Annotated in this window: 18 protein-coding genes; 7 read left to right on the top strand and 11 right to left on the bottom strand. The window is 68.4% G+C overall.

The features are described from left to right. The 3 genes from M1L58_RS11630 to M1L58_RS11620 form a co-directional block, all read left to right on the top strand. Positions 1–220: AMP-binding enzyme (locus M1L58_RS11630; RefSeq protein WP_441316551.1), on the top strand; the 220-nt coding region annotated here is incomplete at its 5' end. Positions 221–491: 271 nt separating this feature from the next. Next, positions 492–1,004 (top strand): phage holin family protein, encoded by a 513-nt coding sequence (locus tag M1L58_RS11625; RefSeq protein WP_005194581.1) that lies wholly within the window; start codon positions 492–494, stop codon positions 1,002–1,004. A gap of 3 nt (positions 1,005–1,007) precedes the next feature. Continuing rightward, positions 1,008–2,072 (top strand): alpha/beta fold hydrolase, encoded by a 1,065-nt coding sequence (locus M1L58_RS11620; protein WP_248659001.1) that lies wholly within the window; start codon positions 1,008–1,010, stop codon positions 2,070–2,072. On the opposite strand, the gene M1L58_RS11615 is transcribed toward M1L58_RS11620, so the two are convergent. Genes M1L58_RS11615 through nth form a run of 4 tightly spaced genes read right to left on the bottom strand, consistent with a single transcriptional unit; the run spans position 1,987 to position 5,550 of the window. Further along, positions 1,987–3,180, bottom strand: a complete 1,194-nt coding sequence (locus tag M1L58_RS11615; RefSeq protein ID WP_154882031.1) for a MarP family serine protease — start codon at positions 3,178–3,180, stop codon at positions 1,987–1,989. The two genes, M1L58_RS11620 and M1L58_RS11615, sit on opposite strands and share 86 nt — an antisense overlap. Then, complete coding sequence (locus M1L58_RS11610) at positions 3,180–4,013, bottom strand: NUDIX hydrolase (protein WP_006866601.1); 834 nt, start codon at positions 4,011–4,013, stop codon at positions 3,180–3,182. The genes M1L58_RS11615 and M1L58_RS11610 overlap by 1 nt, the downstream gene beginning before the upstream one ends. Continuing rightward, the gene (locus M1L58_RS11605) at positions 4,010–4,750 is read right to left on the bottom strand and encodes a TlpA family protein disulfide reductase (RefSeq protein WP_154882030.1); all 741 of its coding nucleotides are present in this window, start codon (positions 4,748–4,750) and stop codon (positions 4,010–4,012) included. Before M1L58_RS11605 ends, M1L58_RS11610 begins: the two co-directional genes overlap by 4 nt. After that, positions 4,747–5,550 (bottom strand): endonuclease III, encoded by an 804-nt coding sequence (gene nth / locus M1L58_RS11600; RefSeq protein ID WP_248659000.1) that lies wholly within the window; start codon positions 5,548–5,550, stop codon positions 4,747–4,749. The genes M1L58_RS11605 and nth overlap by 4 nt, the downstream gene beginning before the upstream one ends. Positions 5,551–5,759: 209 nt before the next feature. Between nth and M1L58_RS11595 the strand changes: the two genes are divergently transcribed. Further along, positions 5,760–6,020, top strand: coding sequence for a hypothetical protein (locus tag M1L58_RS11595; protein WP_040535932.1), 261 nt, complete (start codon positions 5,760–5,762; stop codon positions 6,018–6,020). A gap of 220 nt (positions 6,021–6,240) precedes the next feature. Next, on the top strand, positions 6,241–6,915 hold the full coding sequence (locus M1L58_RS11590) for a Crp/Fnr family transcriptional regulator (RefSeq protein ID WP_005194565.1): 675 nt from the start codon (positions 6,241–6,243) through the stop codon (positions 6,913–6,915). A 238-nt stretch (positions 6,916–7,153) separates the two neighbouring features. Here M1L58_RS11590 and M1L58_RS11585 read toward each other — a convergent pair whose 3' ends face one another. The 7 genes from M1L58_RS11585 to M1L58_RS11555 all read right to left on the bottom strand — a co-directional run bounded on the left by M1L58_RS11585 (position 7,154) and on the right by M1L58_RS11555 (position 12,957). Then, positions 7,154–7,972 carry an MBL fold metallo-hydrolase gene (locus tag M1L58_RS11585; RefSeq protein ID WP_248658999.1) on the bottom strand — a complete coding sequence of 273 codons (819 nt, stop codon included), beginning with the start codon at positions 7,970–7,972 and terminating at the stop codon, positions 7,154–7,156. Positions 7,973–8,048: 76 nt separating this feature from the next. Beyond that, positions 8,049–8,465, bottom strand: coding sequence for a DUF2628 domain-containing protein (locus M1L58_RS11580; RefSeq protein WP_248658998.1), 417 nt, complete (start codon positions 8,463–8,465; stop codon positions 8,049–8,051). 99 nt (positions 8,466–8,564) lie between these two features. Further along, positions 8,565–9,794, bottom strand: coding sequence for an MFS transporter (locus M1L58_RS11575; RefSeq protein WP_282578620.1), 1,230 nt, complete (start codon positions 9,792–9,794; stop codon positions 8,565–8,567). A 75-nt stretch (positions 9,795–9,869) separates the two neighbouring features. Continuing rightward, positions 9,870–11,429 carry an MFS transporter gene (locus M1L58_RS11570; RefSeq protein WP_248658996.1) on the bottom strand — a complete coding sequence of 520 codons (1,560 nt, stop codon included), beginning with the start codon at positions 11,427–11,429 and terminating at the stop codon, positions 9,870–9,872. Positions 11,430–11,547: 118 nt separating this feature from the next. After that, positions 11,548–12,309, bottom strand: coding sequence for a TSUP family transporter (locus tag M1L58_RS11565; RefSeq protein ID WP_248658995.1), 762 nt, complete (start codon positions 12,307–12,309; stop codon positions 11,548–11,550). A 7-nt stretch (positions 12,310–12,316) separates the two neighbouring features. Continuing rightward, a complete protein-coding gene (locus tag M1L58_RS11560) occupies positions 12,317–12,790 on the bottom strand; it encodes a RidA family protein (RefSeq protein WP_006866591.1) in 474 nt (157 codons plus the stop codon). Between the two features lie 2 nt (positions 12,791–12,792). Continuing rightward, complete coding sequence (locus M1L58_RS11555) at positions 12,793–12,957, bottom strand: DUF4177 domain-containing protein (RefSeq protein WP_004022081.1); 165 nt, start codon at positions 12,955–12,957, stop codon at positions 12,793–12,795. Positions 12,958–13,000: 43 nt separating this feature from the next. Here M1L58_RS11555 and M1L58_RS11550 point away from each other — a divergent pair, with 43 nt between their 5' ends. Further along, a complete protein-coding gene (locus M1L58_RS11550) occupies positions 13,001–14,071 on the top strand; it encodes an ArsA family ATPase (protein ID WP_006866590.1) in 1,071 nt (356 codons plus the stop codon). Continuing rightward, the gene (locus M1L58_RS11545) at positions 14,071–15,165 is read left to right on the top strand and encodes an ArsA family ATPase (protein ID WP_006866589.1); all 1,095 of its coding nucleotides are present in this window, start codon (positions 14,071–14,073) and stop codon (positions 15,163–15,165) included. The genes M1L58_RS11550 and M1L58_RS11545 overlap by 1 nt, the downstream gene beginning before the upstream one ends. Positions 15,166–15,242: the final 77 nt, after the last annotated feature.

The raw sequence follows: 15,242 nt of genomic DNA, 5'->3' as shown, positions 1-15,242 counted from the left end.
CGACGAGCTGATCGCCGAGCTGCGCCAGCAGGTGTCGGTGGAGATCTCCCCGATCGCCAAGCCGCGTGAGATCAACGTCGTGCCGGAGCTGCCCAAGACGCGTTCGGGCAAGATCATGCGCCGCCTGCTCAAGGACGTGGCCGAGGGTCGTGAACTCGGCGACACCTCGACCCTCGTCGACCCATCGGTCTTCGAGGCGATCCGCTCGAAGAAGGCCTGACCCTTCGAGACGCTCGCAAGCTCGCTCCTCAGGGAGCAAGAGACGCTCGCAAGCTCGCTCCTCAGGGAGCAAGAGACGCTCGCAAGCTCGCTCCTCAGGGAGCAGCTCGTCAGGAGCATGAACGACTGCGTCGATGCGCCGCCGGTGAGGACTTCACCGGTGGCGCATCCGCCTTTCGGCGGACTTTCACCGGCATCTCGCCGGGTGGGCCGCCACCTCGTCAGCCCCCGCATGGCAACATATGGCCATCAGCCGAACAACGGAGGATTCAGTGAGCCCCAACGAGCACGGCCTGCCCGAAGCGGGCCGGGACTCCGTCCCGTCGATCCCTCTTTCGGACGCGAACGCCGGTCCGAACGGTGAACCGAGCATCGGGAGCCTGGTCAAGGACGCCACCGCAAGCGTCTCGACCCTGTTCCGGTCCGAGGTCGCCCTCGCCAAGGCCGAGCTCGTCGGTGAGGCCAAGAAGGCAGGCGCGGGTACGGGTCTGCTGATCGTCGCCGGCGTGATGGCGCTGTACTCCAGCTTCTTCTTCTTTTTCTTCCTGGCCGAGCTGCTCGACGAGTTCGTGTGGCGCTGGCTGGCGTTCCTGATCGTCTTCCTGATCCTGGTCGTGGTCACCGTCATCGCGGCGTTCGTCGGCTACATCTTCTTCAAGAAGGTCCGAGGACCGAAGAAGACGATGGAGTCGGTCAACGAGTTGTCGACCGTGCTGCCCAACCGCGGCCCCGGCCATCCGCAGGTCCCGGCGCACCCGAGGATTCCTCCCGCCCGCGAGGGATAAATCGTGAGCGAGGCACCTGACCCGTCGAGCGTTCGTCTTCCCGGCGACTGGGAGCACCTCGACGTCCGCGCCAACGGTGTCCGGTTCCACGCGGTCGAACCGGCGGGGGTTCCCGCCGGCGACCGGCCCCTCGTGCTGCTGCTCCACGGTTTCGGCGAGTTCTGGTGGAGTTGGCGCCACCAGCTGACAGCTCTCACCGACGCCGGTTTCCGTGCCGTGGCGGTCGACCTCCGCGGTTACGGCGACACCGACAAACCACCGCGCGGCTACGACGGTTGGACCCTGGCCGGTGACACCAACGGTCTCATCCGCGCCCTCGGGCACACCAGCGCCACGCTCATCGGCCACTCCGACGGCGGCCTGGTGTGCTGGGCGACCGCGACCCTGCATCCCCGCGTCGTCGACCGCATCGTCGTCGTCGCGTCTCCGCATCCACGGGCACTGCGACGACGCGCGCTGCGTGACCGCGGTCAGCGGGCGCAGTTCCTCGACCTCTTCCTGCGCAATCAGATCCCGCGCGTCGGCGAACGGCAGATCACCCGCGACGACGCGGCGTTCATCGCCGACTACTTCGCGCAGCGATCGTCGTCGTCCTGGCGCTCGAAACCCGACTACGCACACACCGTCGAACTGAACCGGTCGGCGATGCTGATCCCCTATGTCGCTCACTGCAGCCTGGAGTACCGGCGCTGGGCGTTCCGCTCCCAGTTCCGGCCCGACGGGGTGCGATTCATGGAGCTGATGGACCAGCGGCTACATCTGCCGGTCCTCGCCCTCCGTGGCCGCGACGACCCGTACATCCTCAGCGACGCCATGGCCGACGGCCACCGGTGGGCGGCGCACCAGACCTACCGGCAGATCGAGGGCAGCGGGCACTTCGTGCACCAGGAGCAGCCCGCCGCGGTGACCGAGGCGATCCTCGAGTTCCTCCGGACCGAACCGGAGGCGACCAACGACGTCGCCGCCAAGAAGGCGCGGCGGATCAGGCCAGCACGCACCTCTTGGTACTCACCCGCTCGCTTCGCCGCTCGGATTCGTCGAAGTCGGCGCGCACCTGACGGGCGGTGAGCACGAAGCCGGTCTCGTCGGCCGCGTTCTCCGCCGCACCGAACACGACGCCGAGCACCTCGCCGTCCGAGTTCAGCAGCGGCCCACCGGAATTACCCTGCCGGATCGATCCGCGCACGGCATACACCTCGCGCGTCACCTGGCCGGTCCGATAGATGTCGTCGCCGGTGTGCATGAACGTCGACCGGACACGCAGCGGACTGACATAGAACGGTCCGGCCTCGGGGAAGCCGAGCGCGATGGCGTCGTCCCCGGTCGATGCCGGCCGCGAGGCGAACTTCAGCGCGGGCGCGCGGAGACCGGGGACGTCGAGGACTGCGATGTCGGTGTCGCTGTCGAAGAGGACGACCTTGGCGGGCAGCCGCGCCCCGGTGGAGGTCTCGACCTCGAGCCGCTCGGTGCCGGCCACGACGTGGGCGTTGGTCATCACGCGCTCGGGCGAGACGACGAAGCCGCTGCCCTCGAGGGCCTGGCGACAACTGGGAGCGACACCCTCGATCTTGACGACGCTCGGACGCGCCTGTCGGACCACAGGTAGGTCGGTCAGTGCCGGGTCAGGTGCATCCACATTGGTCGACGGCGTGCTCTGGAACGGGAACTTCGGCAGACCCGAACTGTCGAGCAGCGCCTTGAAGTCACCGGGCAGGTCGTTGACCCACTGCGGCGACAGCACCTCGACGCCGGTCAGGACCTTGGAGTCGCGAACGGCGCCGGCGATGGCCGGGTCGGCGGACCCGCGCAACGGGATCGCCAACAGTCCCGCGGCCAGCAGCACGGCGACGACCTGCAGGATCGAACCCACGCCGCTGTCGACGGCCCGCAGTCCCGGCGACCGGATGCCGCCGCGCGCGGCCCGGCCCAGCACCATGCCGGCCACCTCACCGATGACCACCAGCACGACGAGGACGGCGATCCCGACGAGCACGCGGACCTGCAGGTCGTCGAAACGCTCGATCAGATGCGGCGCCAGGAGCAGTCCGGCGACCGCACCGAGTGCGACGCCGATGAAGGCGAGTGCCGAGGCGACCGCACCGGACCGGTAACCGCTGATCGCGGCGAGGAGTGCGATGCCGATGACGATGACGTCGACCCACGTGGAACCGGTCATCAGCTCGCACCGGGTCCGGCGTCGGGGTCGGTCGTGCCGCGCGGATGGACCGCGCTGAATCCCGACTCCTGGCGACTGCCTGCGAGCTCGATCATCTCGTCCAACGGCCGGACATCGTTCTTGTCCCACGGTCGGTCCCAGCCCGACGCGTCGCTGATGGCGGCGATGAGTCCACCGGTGAAACCCCAGACCAGCAGGCCGTCGACGAAGAAGGCCGGTCCCTGATAGAGCCGTCCGCCCATGACCGATCGGCGCACCTGGAAGCGGTTCTCGGGAGCGAGGAGTTCGCGGAGGTTGATGCGGTCGACTCGGGCGGTCTCACCCGGGTCGACGACACGCACCTCGCTCGGCTCGCGCCAGTAGCCGATCACCGGCACGACGTCGAAACCCGACGGCGGAACCGGGAAGGTCGGCAGGTTGGCCACGATGTGTACGCCCGACGCGTCCAGACCGGTCTCCTCACGCGCCTCGCGCAGCGCGGTGCCGACCGGGAAGTCGTCGCCCGGGTCGGCCGCACCTCCAGGGAAGGCGACCTGCCCGCTGTGCTGACGCAGGGTCGACGCACGTTCGGTCAGGAGCACCTCGGCGTCGGCGGGCACACCGCCGGGATGATCGTCGGCGGCCTCCCAGGAACCGGAGAACAGCACCAGGACCGCGGCCGCACGGCGGTCGCGACGGAACATCTGGGCCCACCGGGTCCGGTCCCCGCCTCGATTGTTGACGCTCTCGGAGACAGCGTCGACATCGCCGGTCAGGGCGTGCAACCACGGCGGGATCTCGTCAGGGTGCACGAGCGGGCCCACGTGCGGGTTACTGCGCGGGTCGTCACTCATACGGTCACGCCCAGGTATTCCTCGACCGCATCGGCGATCTCCTGCGGACTGTCGAACACGCCGGGGTAGACCTTGGCGATCGTGCCGTCGGGACGCAGGAAGACGGTCGACGGGAAGACCCGCGGTGCGGTGATGGCGGCGGCCACCCGGCCGTCGGGATCGAGCACGGACGGCAAACGAACTCCGATCTCGGTGAGCAGGGTCAGCGGAAAGAACGGGTTGGTCCCGCCCTCCTTGGCGTGGAGTGCCAGCACCGTGACCCGGTCGCCGGCTCGGGCCGCGAACTCCTCGAAGTACGGCAGCTCGGTCTTGCAGGGACCGCACCACTGCGCCCAGACGTTGACGACGAGCGGCTTCCCGGCGGTGGCGGCGCCGAGGTCGTATGGCGCGCCGGTCCCCAGACATGGTTCGACGATGCCGGCCAGCACCGAGTCCGGGTTCTCCGGCAGGCCCGTCACCGGGCAGTCGGCGAGCTTCGCGTCAGCGCGTGCCTGTGCCACGCGGGCCTCGTCGACCGGCGCGTCGAAGGGACGCGCGCCGCTGGCCGACGGTGGCGCACCGGTGGTCGGCGACGGGGCGTCGCCGCGCGGCCAGATCGCGACGATGAGCGCGATCATCACGATGACGAAGACAAGGGTCCAGCGCGCGGCGGCCGGGAAACGGGAGGTCGGCGGCGCGGAGGGTGCGGGGGAATCGGCGGGTTGCGGGGTCGCCGGCTCGGTGGCGTTGTCGTTCACGGGGCGGCGAGTCCGGCCAGTCGGAGCAGGTGCTCGGTCTCGGGGCCCTTGACCAGTGCGGCGGCCTCGGCCTTGTCCATCGGGCCCGTGCCCACCGACGGGCAGTCCTTGGCAAGGATGCAGACCCCGCATGCCGGCTTGCGGGCGTGGCACACCCGCCGGCCGTGGAAGATCACGCGGTGGCTCAGGTCGGTCCACTCCTTGCGTTCGATCAGCTCGCCGACGGCGTGCTCGACCTTCACCGGGTCTTCCTCGTCGGTCCACTGCCAGCGTCGGACGAGGCGGCCGAAGTGGGTGTCGACGGTGATCCCGGGGACCCCGAACGCGTTGCCGAGGACGACGTTGGCCGTCTTGCGACCGAAACCGGGCAGCGACACCAGGTCCTTCAACGTGTTCGGGACCTCCCCGTCGTACCGCTCGACGAGGGCCTGGCCGAGGCCGATGATCGAGTTCGCCTTGTTCCGGTAGAAGCCGGTGGAACGGATCATCTCCTCGAGTTCGGTGCGGTCGGCCTCGGCGTAGTCGCGGGCGGTGCGGTACTTCGCGAAGAGCGCCGGGGTGGTCTGGTTGACCCGCACGTCAGTGCACTGAGCTGACAGGATGGTGGCGACCGACAGCTCGAGCGGGTTGGTGAAGTCGAGTTCGCAATAGACGTGCGGGAACGCGATCTTGAGGGTGCGGTTCATCCGGCGCGCGCGTCGGACCAGCCCGAGGTGGGTCTCCTGCTTGCGAGCCGGGGCCTCACCCACGGACGCAGCCTTACGTGCGCTCACGTGATTCAGGTTAGCGATGCCCTGCACGAACTCCGCTCACCACGGCTGTGGGTGGCCGTGCCGAACCGGCCTGTCGACCCCATCTCCCCAGGTCACAGCCGTCGTTCGCGCTTCGGTGTGAGCTACCCGGCTCGACGGGCCGAAATGAGTGCCGCAACCTACGGTCAGGTAACAAGTCAGTGACGTCGCCTTGTCCGATGAGGATTCTGCGGGGTCTTTTGTGTTTACTTGTCCCCATGCATGGTCTCGCAGCACTGCTGTTCCCGGCTGTACTCATGCTCTTCGCCATGGGCATGGACAAGTTGCAGGCCCGGGTCGACCGCGTGTCCGTCTCCAACGACGAGGTCGACGAATTCATCGACCGCACGGGGTCCCAGAACGCCGGCAAGCCGCCGCGCGATTCCGCGCCCGCCGAACTGCACGAGTTGCGGTTCCATCGCTTCGATCACGAATCGGCGACCGCCGATCACGCCGCCTCGCCGCAGCGGGCCAGCTGATCCGCTAGCAGCTCGCACACGCCGTCCCGACGCCTCTTTCTCGGTGTCGCCAGCCTGCCGGCGCTCGATGATCGACGAATCGCCGCATCTTGTCCGTCGGACACACCCGCAATGCGGCGTCAGTGACCCATTCAACACATATGCTGGTTCGCGGGGTAGCGTATCCAAGGGCGCGATCTCACACGTGGCTGTAGCAAAGATTTCGAGAAAGGTTCCCTAGGTGGAAGAAGTACTGGCGCGGGCAGGCATATTTCAAGGCGTCGAGCCTTCTGCCGTCGCGGCGCTGACCAAGCAGCTTCAGCCCGTTGACTTCCCTCGTGGACACGTGATCTTCCATGAAGGCGAGCCCGGTGACCGGCTCTACATCATCATGTCCGGCAAGGTGAAGGTCGGTCGACGCTCCCCGGACGGCCGCGAGAACCTGCTGACGATCATGGGACCGTCGGACATGTTCGGCGAACTCTCCATCTTCGACCCGGGCCCCCGCACCTCGTCGGCGACGACGGTGACCGAGGTCCGCGCGGTGTCGATGGACCGCGACGCCCTGCGCGCCTGGATCAAGGACCGTCCCGAGATCGCCGAGCAGCTGCTCCGCGTGCTCGCACGTCGTCTGCGCCGCACCAACAACAACCTCGCCGACCTGATCTTCACCGACGTGCCCGGTCGCGTCGCGAAGCAGCTCCTGCAGCTCGCTCAGCGTTTCGGCACCCAGGAGGGCGGCGCCCTGCGCGTCACCCATGACCTGACCCAGGAAGAGATCGCCCAGCTGGTCGGCGCCTCGCGTGAGACCGTGAACAAGGCACTCGCCGACTTCGCCCAGCGCGGCTGGCTCCGTCTCGAAGGCAAGAGCGTCCTGATCGCCGACTCTGAGCGTCTGGCGCGTCGCGCACGCTGATTCGAACAACCACAGAGCCGCTCGTTCCTCCGGGAACGAGCGGCTCTTGGTTTTGTCCTTCGCTCCCTGAGGTGCGAGCGGACCGGTCTGCCCCTCGCTCCCTGAGGTGCGAGCGGACCGGGTCTGCCCCTCGCTCCCTGAGGTGCGAGCGGACCGGGTCTGCCCTCGCTCCCTGAGGTGCGACCGGATCGGGTCTGCCCTCGCTCCCTGAGGTGCGAGCGAAGCGAGCCTCGAAGGGTCAGGCCTCGCGCAGATACTCCAGCTGCGCCTTCACCGACATCCGCGCGGCCGGCCACAACTTCTTGTCGACGTCGGAGTAGACCCGGCGCACGACCTTCATCGGCTTGGCCTCGTGCGGGGACACGCCCATGTCGTCGAGGGCGGCCACGATCTGGTCGATCCGCTCCTCGCGGTGGGCTTTGTAGAACCGGGCGACCGGGACGAGGTCGGGGTGTTCGGGGCCGTGCGCGGGGAGCAGTGCGGCACCCTCGCCCTCGACGATCAGCCGGTTGAGGGAGTTCAGGTAGTCACGCAGCCCGCCGTCGCTGGGGTCCAGTACGGTGGTGCCACTTCCCAAGATCGTGTCCCCGGTCAGTACCGCGCGCTGATCCTCGTGCTCGACGAGAAAGCTCACCGAGTCGCCGGTGTGTCCGGGCGTGTGCAGCACGGTGATCCGCAGTCCCGCGATCTCGATGACCTCGCGGTCGCGCAGCGGTTCCGCATTCCGACAGAACTCGCCGAGACGTGCGCGCACGGGCGCGCCGGTGCGCTTGTGGAGGCGCTTGACCCCACCGGTGTGGTCGAAATGCCGGTGGGTGATGAGGGTCAGTGCGACCCCGGGGAGTTCGGCGAGGCGTCGTGCGTGGTGCTTGTACTTCGGCGGACCGGGATCGACGACGACGCACTCGTCACTACCCGGCGCACGCAACACATAGGTGTTGGTGCCGTCGAGTTCCATCATCCCGGAGTTGTCGCACAACAGGACCGAGGCGAAGGGCGTGACCTCCCGCAGCACTCCGTAGGCGGGGTGCGCGGGAACAGCATCGGAGGCGCTCATGACCCCGAGCCTATCCATTGACGGCGATCCGGGTCACACTGCGCTGCGTATCCGATCGCGCCGAGTCGATCCGCGGTCAGCTCTTGCTGCGGCCCATACCCTCGAAGGGGTTCCACGACCGGTTGTCGTTCCGGACGTGCAGGTACCACGCGTAGTTCGCGGTGGTCGCGTACAGCGCACCGACACCACACGCGATGGCCAGGTCGAAGCTGCTCGGGACGTTCAGGGTCAACAGCACGAAGTTGAGCACCAGTGTCAGCGCGAACAGCGTCAGGCCCTTGCGCCACATGCCCTTGACGGCGAAGTAGATGGGCCCGAAGAAGAACGCCAGTGGGTTGAACGTGAGCCGTGCGCGCTGTCCGAAGGGCAACTGCCTCATCGCCTCCCGGGCGGGTGGGTCGGCGGGCGGTCCGTAGGCGTCGAAGAAGGCGAATCTGCTGTGCCAGCTCGGCGGTACGGCCTGATCGCGGATGGGCTGTCCGGAGAAGGTCATCGGTATCTGTTCCTGTTCCTCGGCCCCCGACCGGGGTCCCTGTCACGTATCACTCGTCGGCCGCCTCTTTCACGCCGCGGCACCGCCTGCGGTCGAACTCTAGGCCATCGCCGCCGGTCGTCGCCCACGTGCACCGTCGACGACGACATACGCGGCGGTGAGGACGGCGATCGTCCCGGCGCCCAGGACGAGGGCGGCGTATCCGAACGCCCCCACCACGACTCCGGCGAGCGCGCCTGCCCCGGCCCCCGCAAGGCTCATCGATGTGTCCGAGACTCCCTGTGCAGCAGCACGTCTCGTGGTGTCAACAGCATCGGTCAGCAGGGTCGACGCCGCGACCGTGGACGCCGACCACCCGATGCCGAGCAGCACCAGGGCGACGACCAGGCCGGCCTGCGAGTCGACGAAGACGAACCCGGCGACGCAACTGACGACCAGCACCGCCTGCCCGCCGAGGATGACCGGTACCCGTCCCACGCGGTCGGCGAGGATGCCCATGATCGGCGAAAGCGCGTACATCCCGGCGATGTGGGCACTGATCGACAACCCGACGAGCGTCACAGACGCGCCGCCGTGGTGCATGTGTACGGGAGTCAGTGCCATCACCCCGACCATCACCGCATGCGCCGAGACGACCGCAGCCAACGCCGCTCGGGCCTGCGGAGACTGTACGATCGCCGAAAGCCCCTCTGCCGGCGACGGCCTCGACGTCGACTCCGGGGCCCCACGGTTGGCTTCGATCAGCGGGTCGGGGCGCAGTCCGATGACGAGTACGGCGGCGGCACACAGGCATCCGACGGCCCCCAGCAGGAACGGCCCTGACAGGTCGGCCATCCCGACCCATCCCGCGACCGCCGCCCCCAGCGGCACCAGCGCGGGCCCGACCACGGCGCCTACCATCGTCATCCACACCACCAGCGAGAGATTCCGTCCCCGAGTCTCCGGTGACGCCAGATCCGTTGCCGCGAAACGTGCCTGGAGGCTCACCGCGGTACCCGACCCGAGGGCCGTCATCCCGGCGAGCATCACCGGGAACCAACCCCGATCCACACCGAGGGCCACGATGAGCGCGCCCGCGGCGGCGACGAGCAGACCGGTGGCGAGTGCGGGTCGCCGGCCCCGCGCCGACGCCAGAGACGCCAGCGGCAGACCGGCCGCCGCCGCACCGAGGGTCAGCACCGTCGTCGGCAGCCCCGCCAACGACTCTGTCCCGGACAGTTCCTCGCCGAGGATCGCGCCGAGGGCCAGCGCCCCGCCCATGGACACGCCACCCAGAACCTGGACCAGGCACAACAGGACGACGGTGCGGCGCTGGATCGCCGCACGCATCGGATCGGCGACGGATTCACTCGAGGCGTTCACCCCCACAGCATCGACGTTCCCGCGCGAGACCACCAAGTCATTTCAACCCGCGCGCCGCATGCGCAACGCGTTCAGGGTTCCGAGCGCACCCGCGGCCAGCGGGATCACCAGGGCAACCTGCAACGCCAAGGGCCGGACGTCGGTGTTGATCCGGAGGATCTCGGCACGGACATCCTCGGGTTGTCCGGCGAGCAGTTCGGACAGGTGGGAAGTGCTCATGACCTGAGCGTCGTCGTCGAGCACCTGTGCGACACGTTGCTGCTCGGCGGGTTCCAGCACCGCGCTCGATTCCGACTCGCGGGTGAACCCGAACGCCAGCGACGCCAGCAGGACCGCGCCGGCACAGGCCAGGCCGAAGGAGAGTCCGAACGACCCGGCGGCGGAGTTCGTCCCGGCCGCCTCGCTCACCCGTTCCTCGCTCATCGGTCCCAGCGTGTAGTCGTTGAGTTGGGAGACGAGCAGTCCGAGTCCCGAACCGGCCACGAGGAGAGGGAGGATCAGTCCCCAGCCGAATTCGGCGCGCGGCACGATCGGGATCAGCACCGCGATGCCCGCGGTGAGGAGCGCGAAACCGACGAGGACGACGGCCGATGCGGGTAGCTCGCCCGCCTTCCTACCGGCGAGCAGTGCCACCGCGAACATGCTGAGCGACAAGGGCGCCAACGACAGCCCGGCCTGCATCGCGTCGTACTCGAGCACCATCTGCAGGTAGATCGGCAACGCGATCATGATGCCGCCGAGCGCGATCTGTTGGAGCAGTTGCTGACTCACCCCGATCCGGAACGGCTTGGACCGGAACAGGTCCGGGTCGAGCAGAGTGGACCGGCCGGCTCGTCGCCGCCGGATCAGCCACCGGGTCAACCCCGCGAGTGCGGCGGCCCCGACCACCAGCAGCCCTCCGACGGCTTCACCACCCTCCTGCCACACCAGGATTCCGAGGACGATGCCACCCATGCCGATCACCGAGAGCAGGGCACCGACGAGGTCGACCCCGCGCGACCCGGTGAACTCGACATCGCGCACGAGCCCGATGCCGCACAACACGATCGCGATGATTACGACCTCGCCGAGAAAAGCGAGCCGCCAGGAGAGGTACGTCGTGATGAATCCGCCGAGCAGCGGACCGACCGCCGCCGCGATCGCTGCGGCCGCACCGACGAGGGCGTAGACCCGCTTCTGGTCGTCGCCGGTGAAGTTCCCGTGGACGAGCGACTGCATCGCCGGCAACAGCAGGGACGCCCCGATGCCGCCGATGATCGCCCAGAAGACGATGACGGCCATGAGTCCCTGCGCGAACACCATCGCCATCGCTCCGACGGCGTAGCCGAGCAGGCCGAGGACGTAGGCGCGGCGTCGTCCGATGAGATCCCCCACCTTGCCGCCGATCAGGATGAACGCCGCCGACACCAGGGCCTCGAGCGCGATCGCGGACTGCACGCCGCTGACGGTCGTCTCCAGGTCGCGGACGACGGCCGAGATCGATACGTTCATGACCGACGTGTCGACGACGAGCACGAACATGGCCATCGCGAGCAGGAGGGCGAGGACCCGTTGCTTTCCCGACAGCGGCGCGGCCGTTCCGGGAGTCGTGGCATCGGTCATTCCGCACCGCCTCGCCGGGCGGCCGTCGAAGCATCGGGTGACGCATGCGACCGACCTGATGACGAGGATAAGTCCGCGGGTCGCTCCCGGTTCGGGGTTCGGTCGTCCCGGTCCCGGATCAGTCCGTGATCAGGTCGTACCCGAGCTTCCCGACCATCACCACGACGACGGCGAGCAGGACCCACCGGACGAAGGAGCTGCCGCGTCCGATGGCCATGTGCGAGCCGATCTGGGCGCCGACGATGTTGGCCGCCGCCAGCCCGAGACCCAAGAGCCACAAGACGTTTCCCTGCAGTCCGAAAACCGTCAGCGCCCCGAGGTTGGTGCCGGTGTTGATGACCTTGGCCATCGCCGAACTCTCCAGGAACGACGTCCCGACGAGCGCGGTGAGGCTGATGATGAGGAAGGTCCCGGTACCGGGACCCATCACCCCGTCGTAGAACGCGATGACGACACCGGCGATCACCAGACCGGCGATCGTGGACAGCTGCGACCGCGGGCCCGCGGAGGCGTCGCCGCCGAACCCGGGGTTCAGCGCGACGAACAGCCCGACCCCGACGAGCATCACCAGCACGATGGGCGTGAAGATCTCCGTCGGCAGCGAGATCGCCACCAGCGCACCGAGAGCCGAGAACACGAGCGCGGCGACGAACACCGGGACGAGCCGGCGCAGGTCGATGCGCACGTGCCGCACATAGCGCCAGGCGGCCGACGCGGTGCCGAAGACGGCGGCGAGTTTGTTGGTGCCGAGAGCCGTCGCCGTCGGCAGGCCGGGCTGCGCGATCAGCATCGCGGGGATCAACACCAGTCCGCCGCCGCCGACCACGGCGTCGACCCAGCCGGCAGCGGCGGCCGCGACGATCAGTAGCGCGACGTCCAAGGAGGCGTCAGGCCACTTCGACGATCAGTTCCACCTCGACGGGTGCACCGAGCGGCAATTCCGCGACACCGACGGCCGACCGGGCGTGGACGCCCGCGTCGCCGAAGATCTCACCGAGCACGTCCGATGCGCCGTTGATGACCTTCGGCTGCCCGGTGAAGCCCGGGGCGGACGCCACGAAGCCGACCACCTTGACGATGCGCACCACCGAGTCGATTCCGACCAGCGCGTGCACCGCGGCGAGCGCGTTCAGCGCGCAGACCCGAGCCGCGGCGGTGGCCTCATCCGGACGGACGACGCCCTCGGCACCGTCGTGCACCTTGCCGTGTACGGAGAGTTCGCCGTCGACGATCGGGAGCTGCCCCGAGGTGTAGACGAGGTTGCCCGTCCGCACGGCCGGCGTGTAGCTGGCCACCGGCGGCACCACGTCGGGCAGCGCGATGCCGAGTTCGGCGAGTCGATCTGTCCAGGTCGCAGCCATGCTCAGCCCTTCGGTCGCTTCAGGTAGGCGACGTGCTGCTCACCGGTCGGGCCGGGGAGCACCGACACCAGTTCCCAGCCGTCCGCACCCCACTGATCGAGGATCTGTTTGGTTGCGTGCGTCAGCAGCGGCACCGTCACGTATTCCCACGCGGTCACTTCACTCATGGACTCACCCTAACTGCCGACGATGAATGGATAAGGTGTTGCGGTGGCCAATGAACAGGGCTCACGTTCCGGGGCGGGGGAAGGTCTCGATTCCGGCGTGACAGACAAGTCTTCAGTCACTGTCGACAACGAGTGGCCGGACGCGGCATCGCGCGCCCGGTTGCACTTCGTATCGGGCAAGGGCGGAACAGGTAAGACGACGATCGCGGCGGCGCTGGCACTCGCGCTGGCCGCCGACGGCAAGAAGGTCCTCCTCGTCGAGACCGAGGGCCGGCAGGGCATCGCGCAGCTCTTCGACATCCCGCCGCTGCCGCCGACCGACACCAGGATCGCAACCGCCGAGGGCGGCGGTGAGGTGTCGGCGCTCGCCATCGACATCGAGCACGCACTGCTCGAATACCTCGACATGTTCTACAACCTCGGCTTCGCCGGCCGGGCGATGAAGCGCATCGGCGCCATCGACTTCGTGACCACGGTGGCACCGGGTCTTCGCGACGTGCTGCTCACCGGCAAGATCAAAGAGCGCATCATCCACACCGACAAGAAGGGCGACCGCGTGTACGACGCGGTGGTCGTCGACGCGCCGCCGACCGGCCGGATCGGCAACTTCCTCGACGTCACCCAGGCGATGGCCGACCTCGCCAAGACCGGCCCGATCCGCAATCAGAGCGAGGGCGTCGTCCGCCTGCTGCACTCGGAGGAGACCGTCGTCCATCTGGTGACGCTGCTCGAGGCGATGCCGATCCAGGAGACCATCGAGGCAATCGACGAGCTGCGCGGCAAGAACCTCAATCTCGGCAGCCTCATCATCAACCGGGTCAGCGCCCCGCACCTGCCCGCCGACGCGATCGACGAGATCGCCGAGGGCCGGATCGATGCCGCGCGCATCGAGGAGAACCTGACGGCCGCAGGGATGAAGCTCGCCGACGGCGACCTGTCCGGCCTGCTCACCGAGACGATCGAACACGCGACCCGCCTGCAGGCGCAGCAGATCGCGAAGGCACAGCTCGACGAGGTGGAGCTGCCGACGCTCGAACTGCCGTCCCTCGGCGACGGCATCGACCTCGGTTCCATCTACGAGCTGGCCAACCTCCTCCAGAAAGCGGGTGCGTGATGCCACTCGATCTCAAGATGGGAGCGGTACTCACCGACCCCGGGACACGTGTCGTCATCTGTTGTGGCGCAGGCGGCGTCGGCAAGACCACGACGGCGGCCGCCATGGCGATGTATGCCGCCGAGCAGGGGCGCACGGTCGCAGTCCTCACCATCGACCCGGCCAAACGGCTCGCCCAGTCCCTCGGCATGTCCGAGCTCACCAACGAGCCGCAGCCCGTGCCGATCGAGGGCAAGGGCACGCTCGACGCGATGATGCTGGACATGCGCCGCACCTTCGACGAGATGGTGCTCGAGTACTCCACTCCGGAACGCGCCGAGGCGATCATGCAGAACGCCTTCTATCAGACCGTCGCGTCCTCGTTCTCCGGCACGCAGGAGTACATGGCGATGGAGAAGCTCGGCAAGTTGCTCGAGCAGGACCACTGGGATCTCATCGTCGTCGACACCCCGCCGTCGCGGAACGCACTCGACTTCCTCGACGCCCCGCAGCGCCTCGGCTCGTTCCTGTCGGGCCGGCTGATGAAGGTTCTGGTCGGCGGCGGACGCGGCGTGGGCCGTATGGTCACCGGCGCGATGAGCCTGGCGATGCGCGGCGTCTCCACCATCATCGGCGGCGACATGCTGCGCGACGTCGCGATGTTCGTGCAGTCGCTCGACTCGATGTTCGGCGGCTTCCAGGACCGTGCCCTGAAGACCTACGAACTGCTGAAGCAGCCGGGCACCCAGTTCGCGGTGGTCGCGGCGGCCGAGGCCGACGCCCTGCGTGAGGCCGCGTTCTTCGTCGACCGGTTGTCGGAGGAGACGATGCCGCTCGCAGGCCTGATCCTCAACCGGACCCACCCGAACCTCACCTCGATCCACGAGGAGGCAGCGCTGGTGGCGCTGGAGTCGGTCACCGACGACCTGACTCGCGGGGTGCTGCAGATCCACGCCGATCGCGCCGCCACCGGAAAGCGCGAACTGCACCTGCTGCAACGGTTCACGGCCGCCCATCCCCGGGTTCCGATCGTCGGGGTCCCGGCGCTGCCGTTCGAGGTCGCGGACGTGACCGCCCTTCGCGCCGTCGCCGAACAGATCACCGGACGCGGTTGAGCCCGCGGAACACCCACGGATGACAATTCGGCTCGGCCGGCATCTGCCGGTCGAGCCGAATTGCTCTGACTGAAGGG

Source organism: Gordonia sp. C13, from assembly GCF_023218005.1.
GTDB classification, from domain to species: Bacteria; Actinomycetota; Actinomycetes; order Mycobacteriales; family Mycobacteriaceae; genus Gordonia; species Gordonia namibiensis.
Note: the sequence above shows the minus strand (reverse complement) of the source record. Positions and strands in the feature narration are given on the sequence as shown.

Coding starts and splice junctions, on each gene's coding strand:
- M1L58_RS11615 (WP_154882031.1), bottom strand. CDS start 3,180: ATGACCGGTTCCACGTGGGTCGACGTCATCGTCATCGGCATCGCACTC.
- M1L58_RS11610 (WP_006866601.1), bottom strand. CDS start 4,013: ATGAGTGACGACCCGCGCAGTAACCCGCACGTGGGCCCGCTCGTGCAC.
- M1L58_RS11595 (WP_040535932.1), top strand. CDS start 5,760: ATGCATGGTCTCGCAGCACTGCTGTTCCCGGCTGTACTCATGCTCTTC.
- M1L58_RS11585 (WP_248658999.1), bottom strand. CDS start 7,972: ATGAGCGCCTCCGATGCTGTTCCCGCGCACCCCGCCTACGGAGTGCTG.
- M1L58_RS11580 (WP_248658998.1), bottom strand. CDS start 8,465: ATGACCTTCTCCGGACAGCCCATCCGCGATCAGGCCGTACCGCCGAGC.
- M1L58_RS11575 (WP_282578620.1), bottom strand. CDS start 9,794: ATGCGTGCGGCGATCCAGCGCCGCACCGTCGTCCTGTTGTGCCTGGTC.
- M1L58_RS11570 (WP_248658996.1), bottom strand. CDS start 11,429: ATGACCGATGCCACGACTCCCGGAACGGCCGCGCCGCTGTCGGGAAAG.
- M1L58_RS11560 (WP_006866591.1), bottom strand. CDS start 12,790: ATGGCTGCGACCTGGACAGATCGACTCGCCGAACTCGGCATCGCGCTG.
- M1L58_RS11555 (WP_004022081.1), bottom strand. CDS start 12,957: ATGAGTGAAGTGACCGCGTGGGAATACGTGACGGTGCCGCTGCTGACG.
- M1L58_RS11545 (WP_006866589.1), top strand. CDS start 14,071: ATGCCACTCGATCTCAAGATGGGAGCGGTACTCACCGACCCCGGGACA.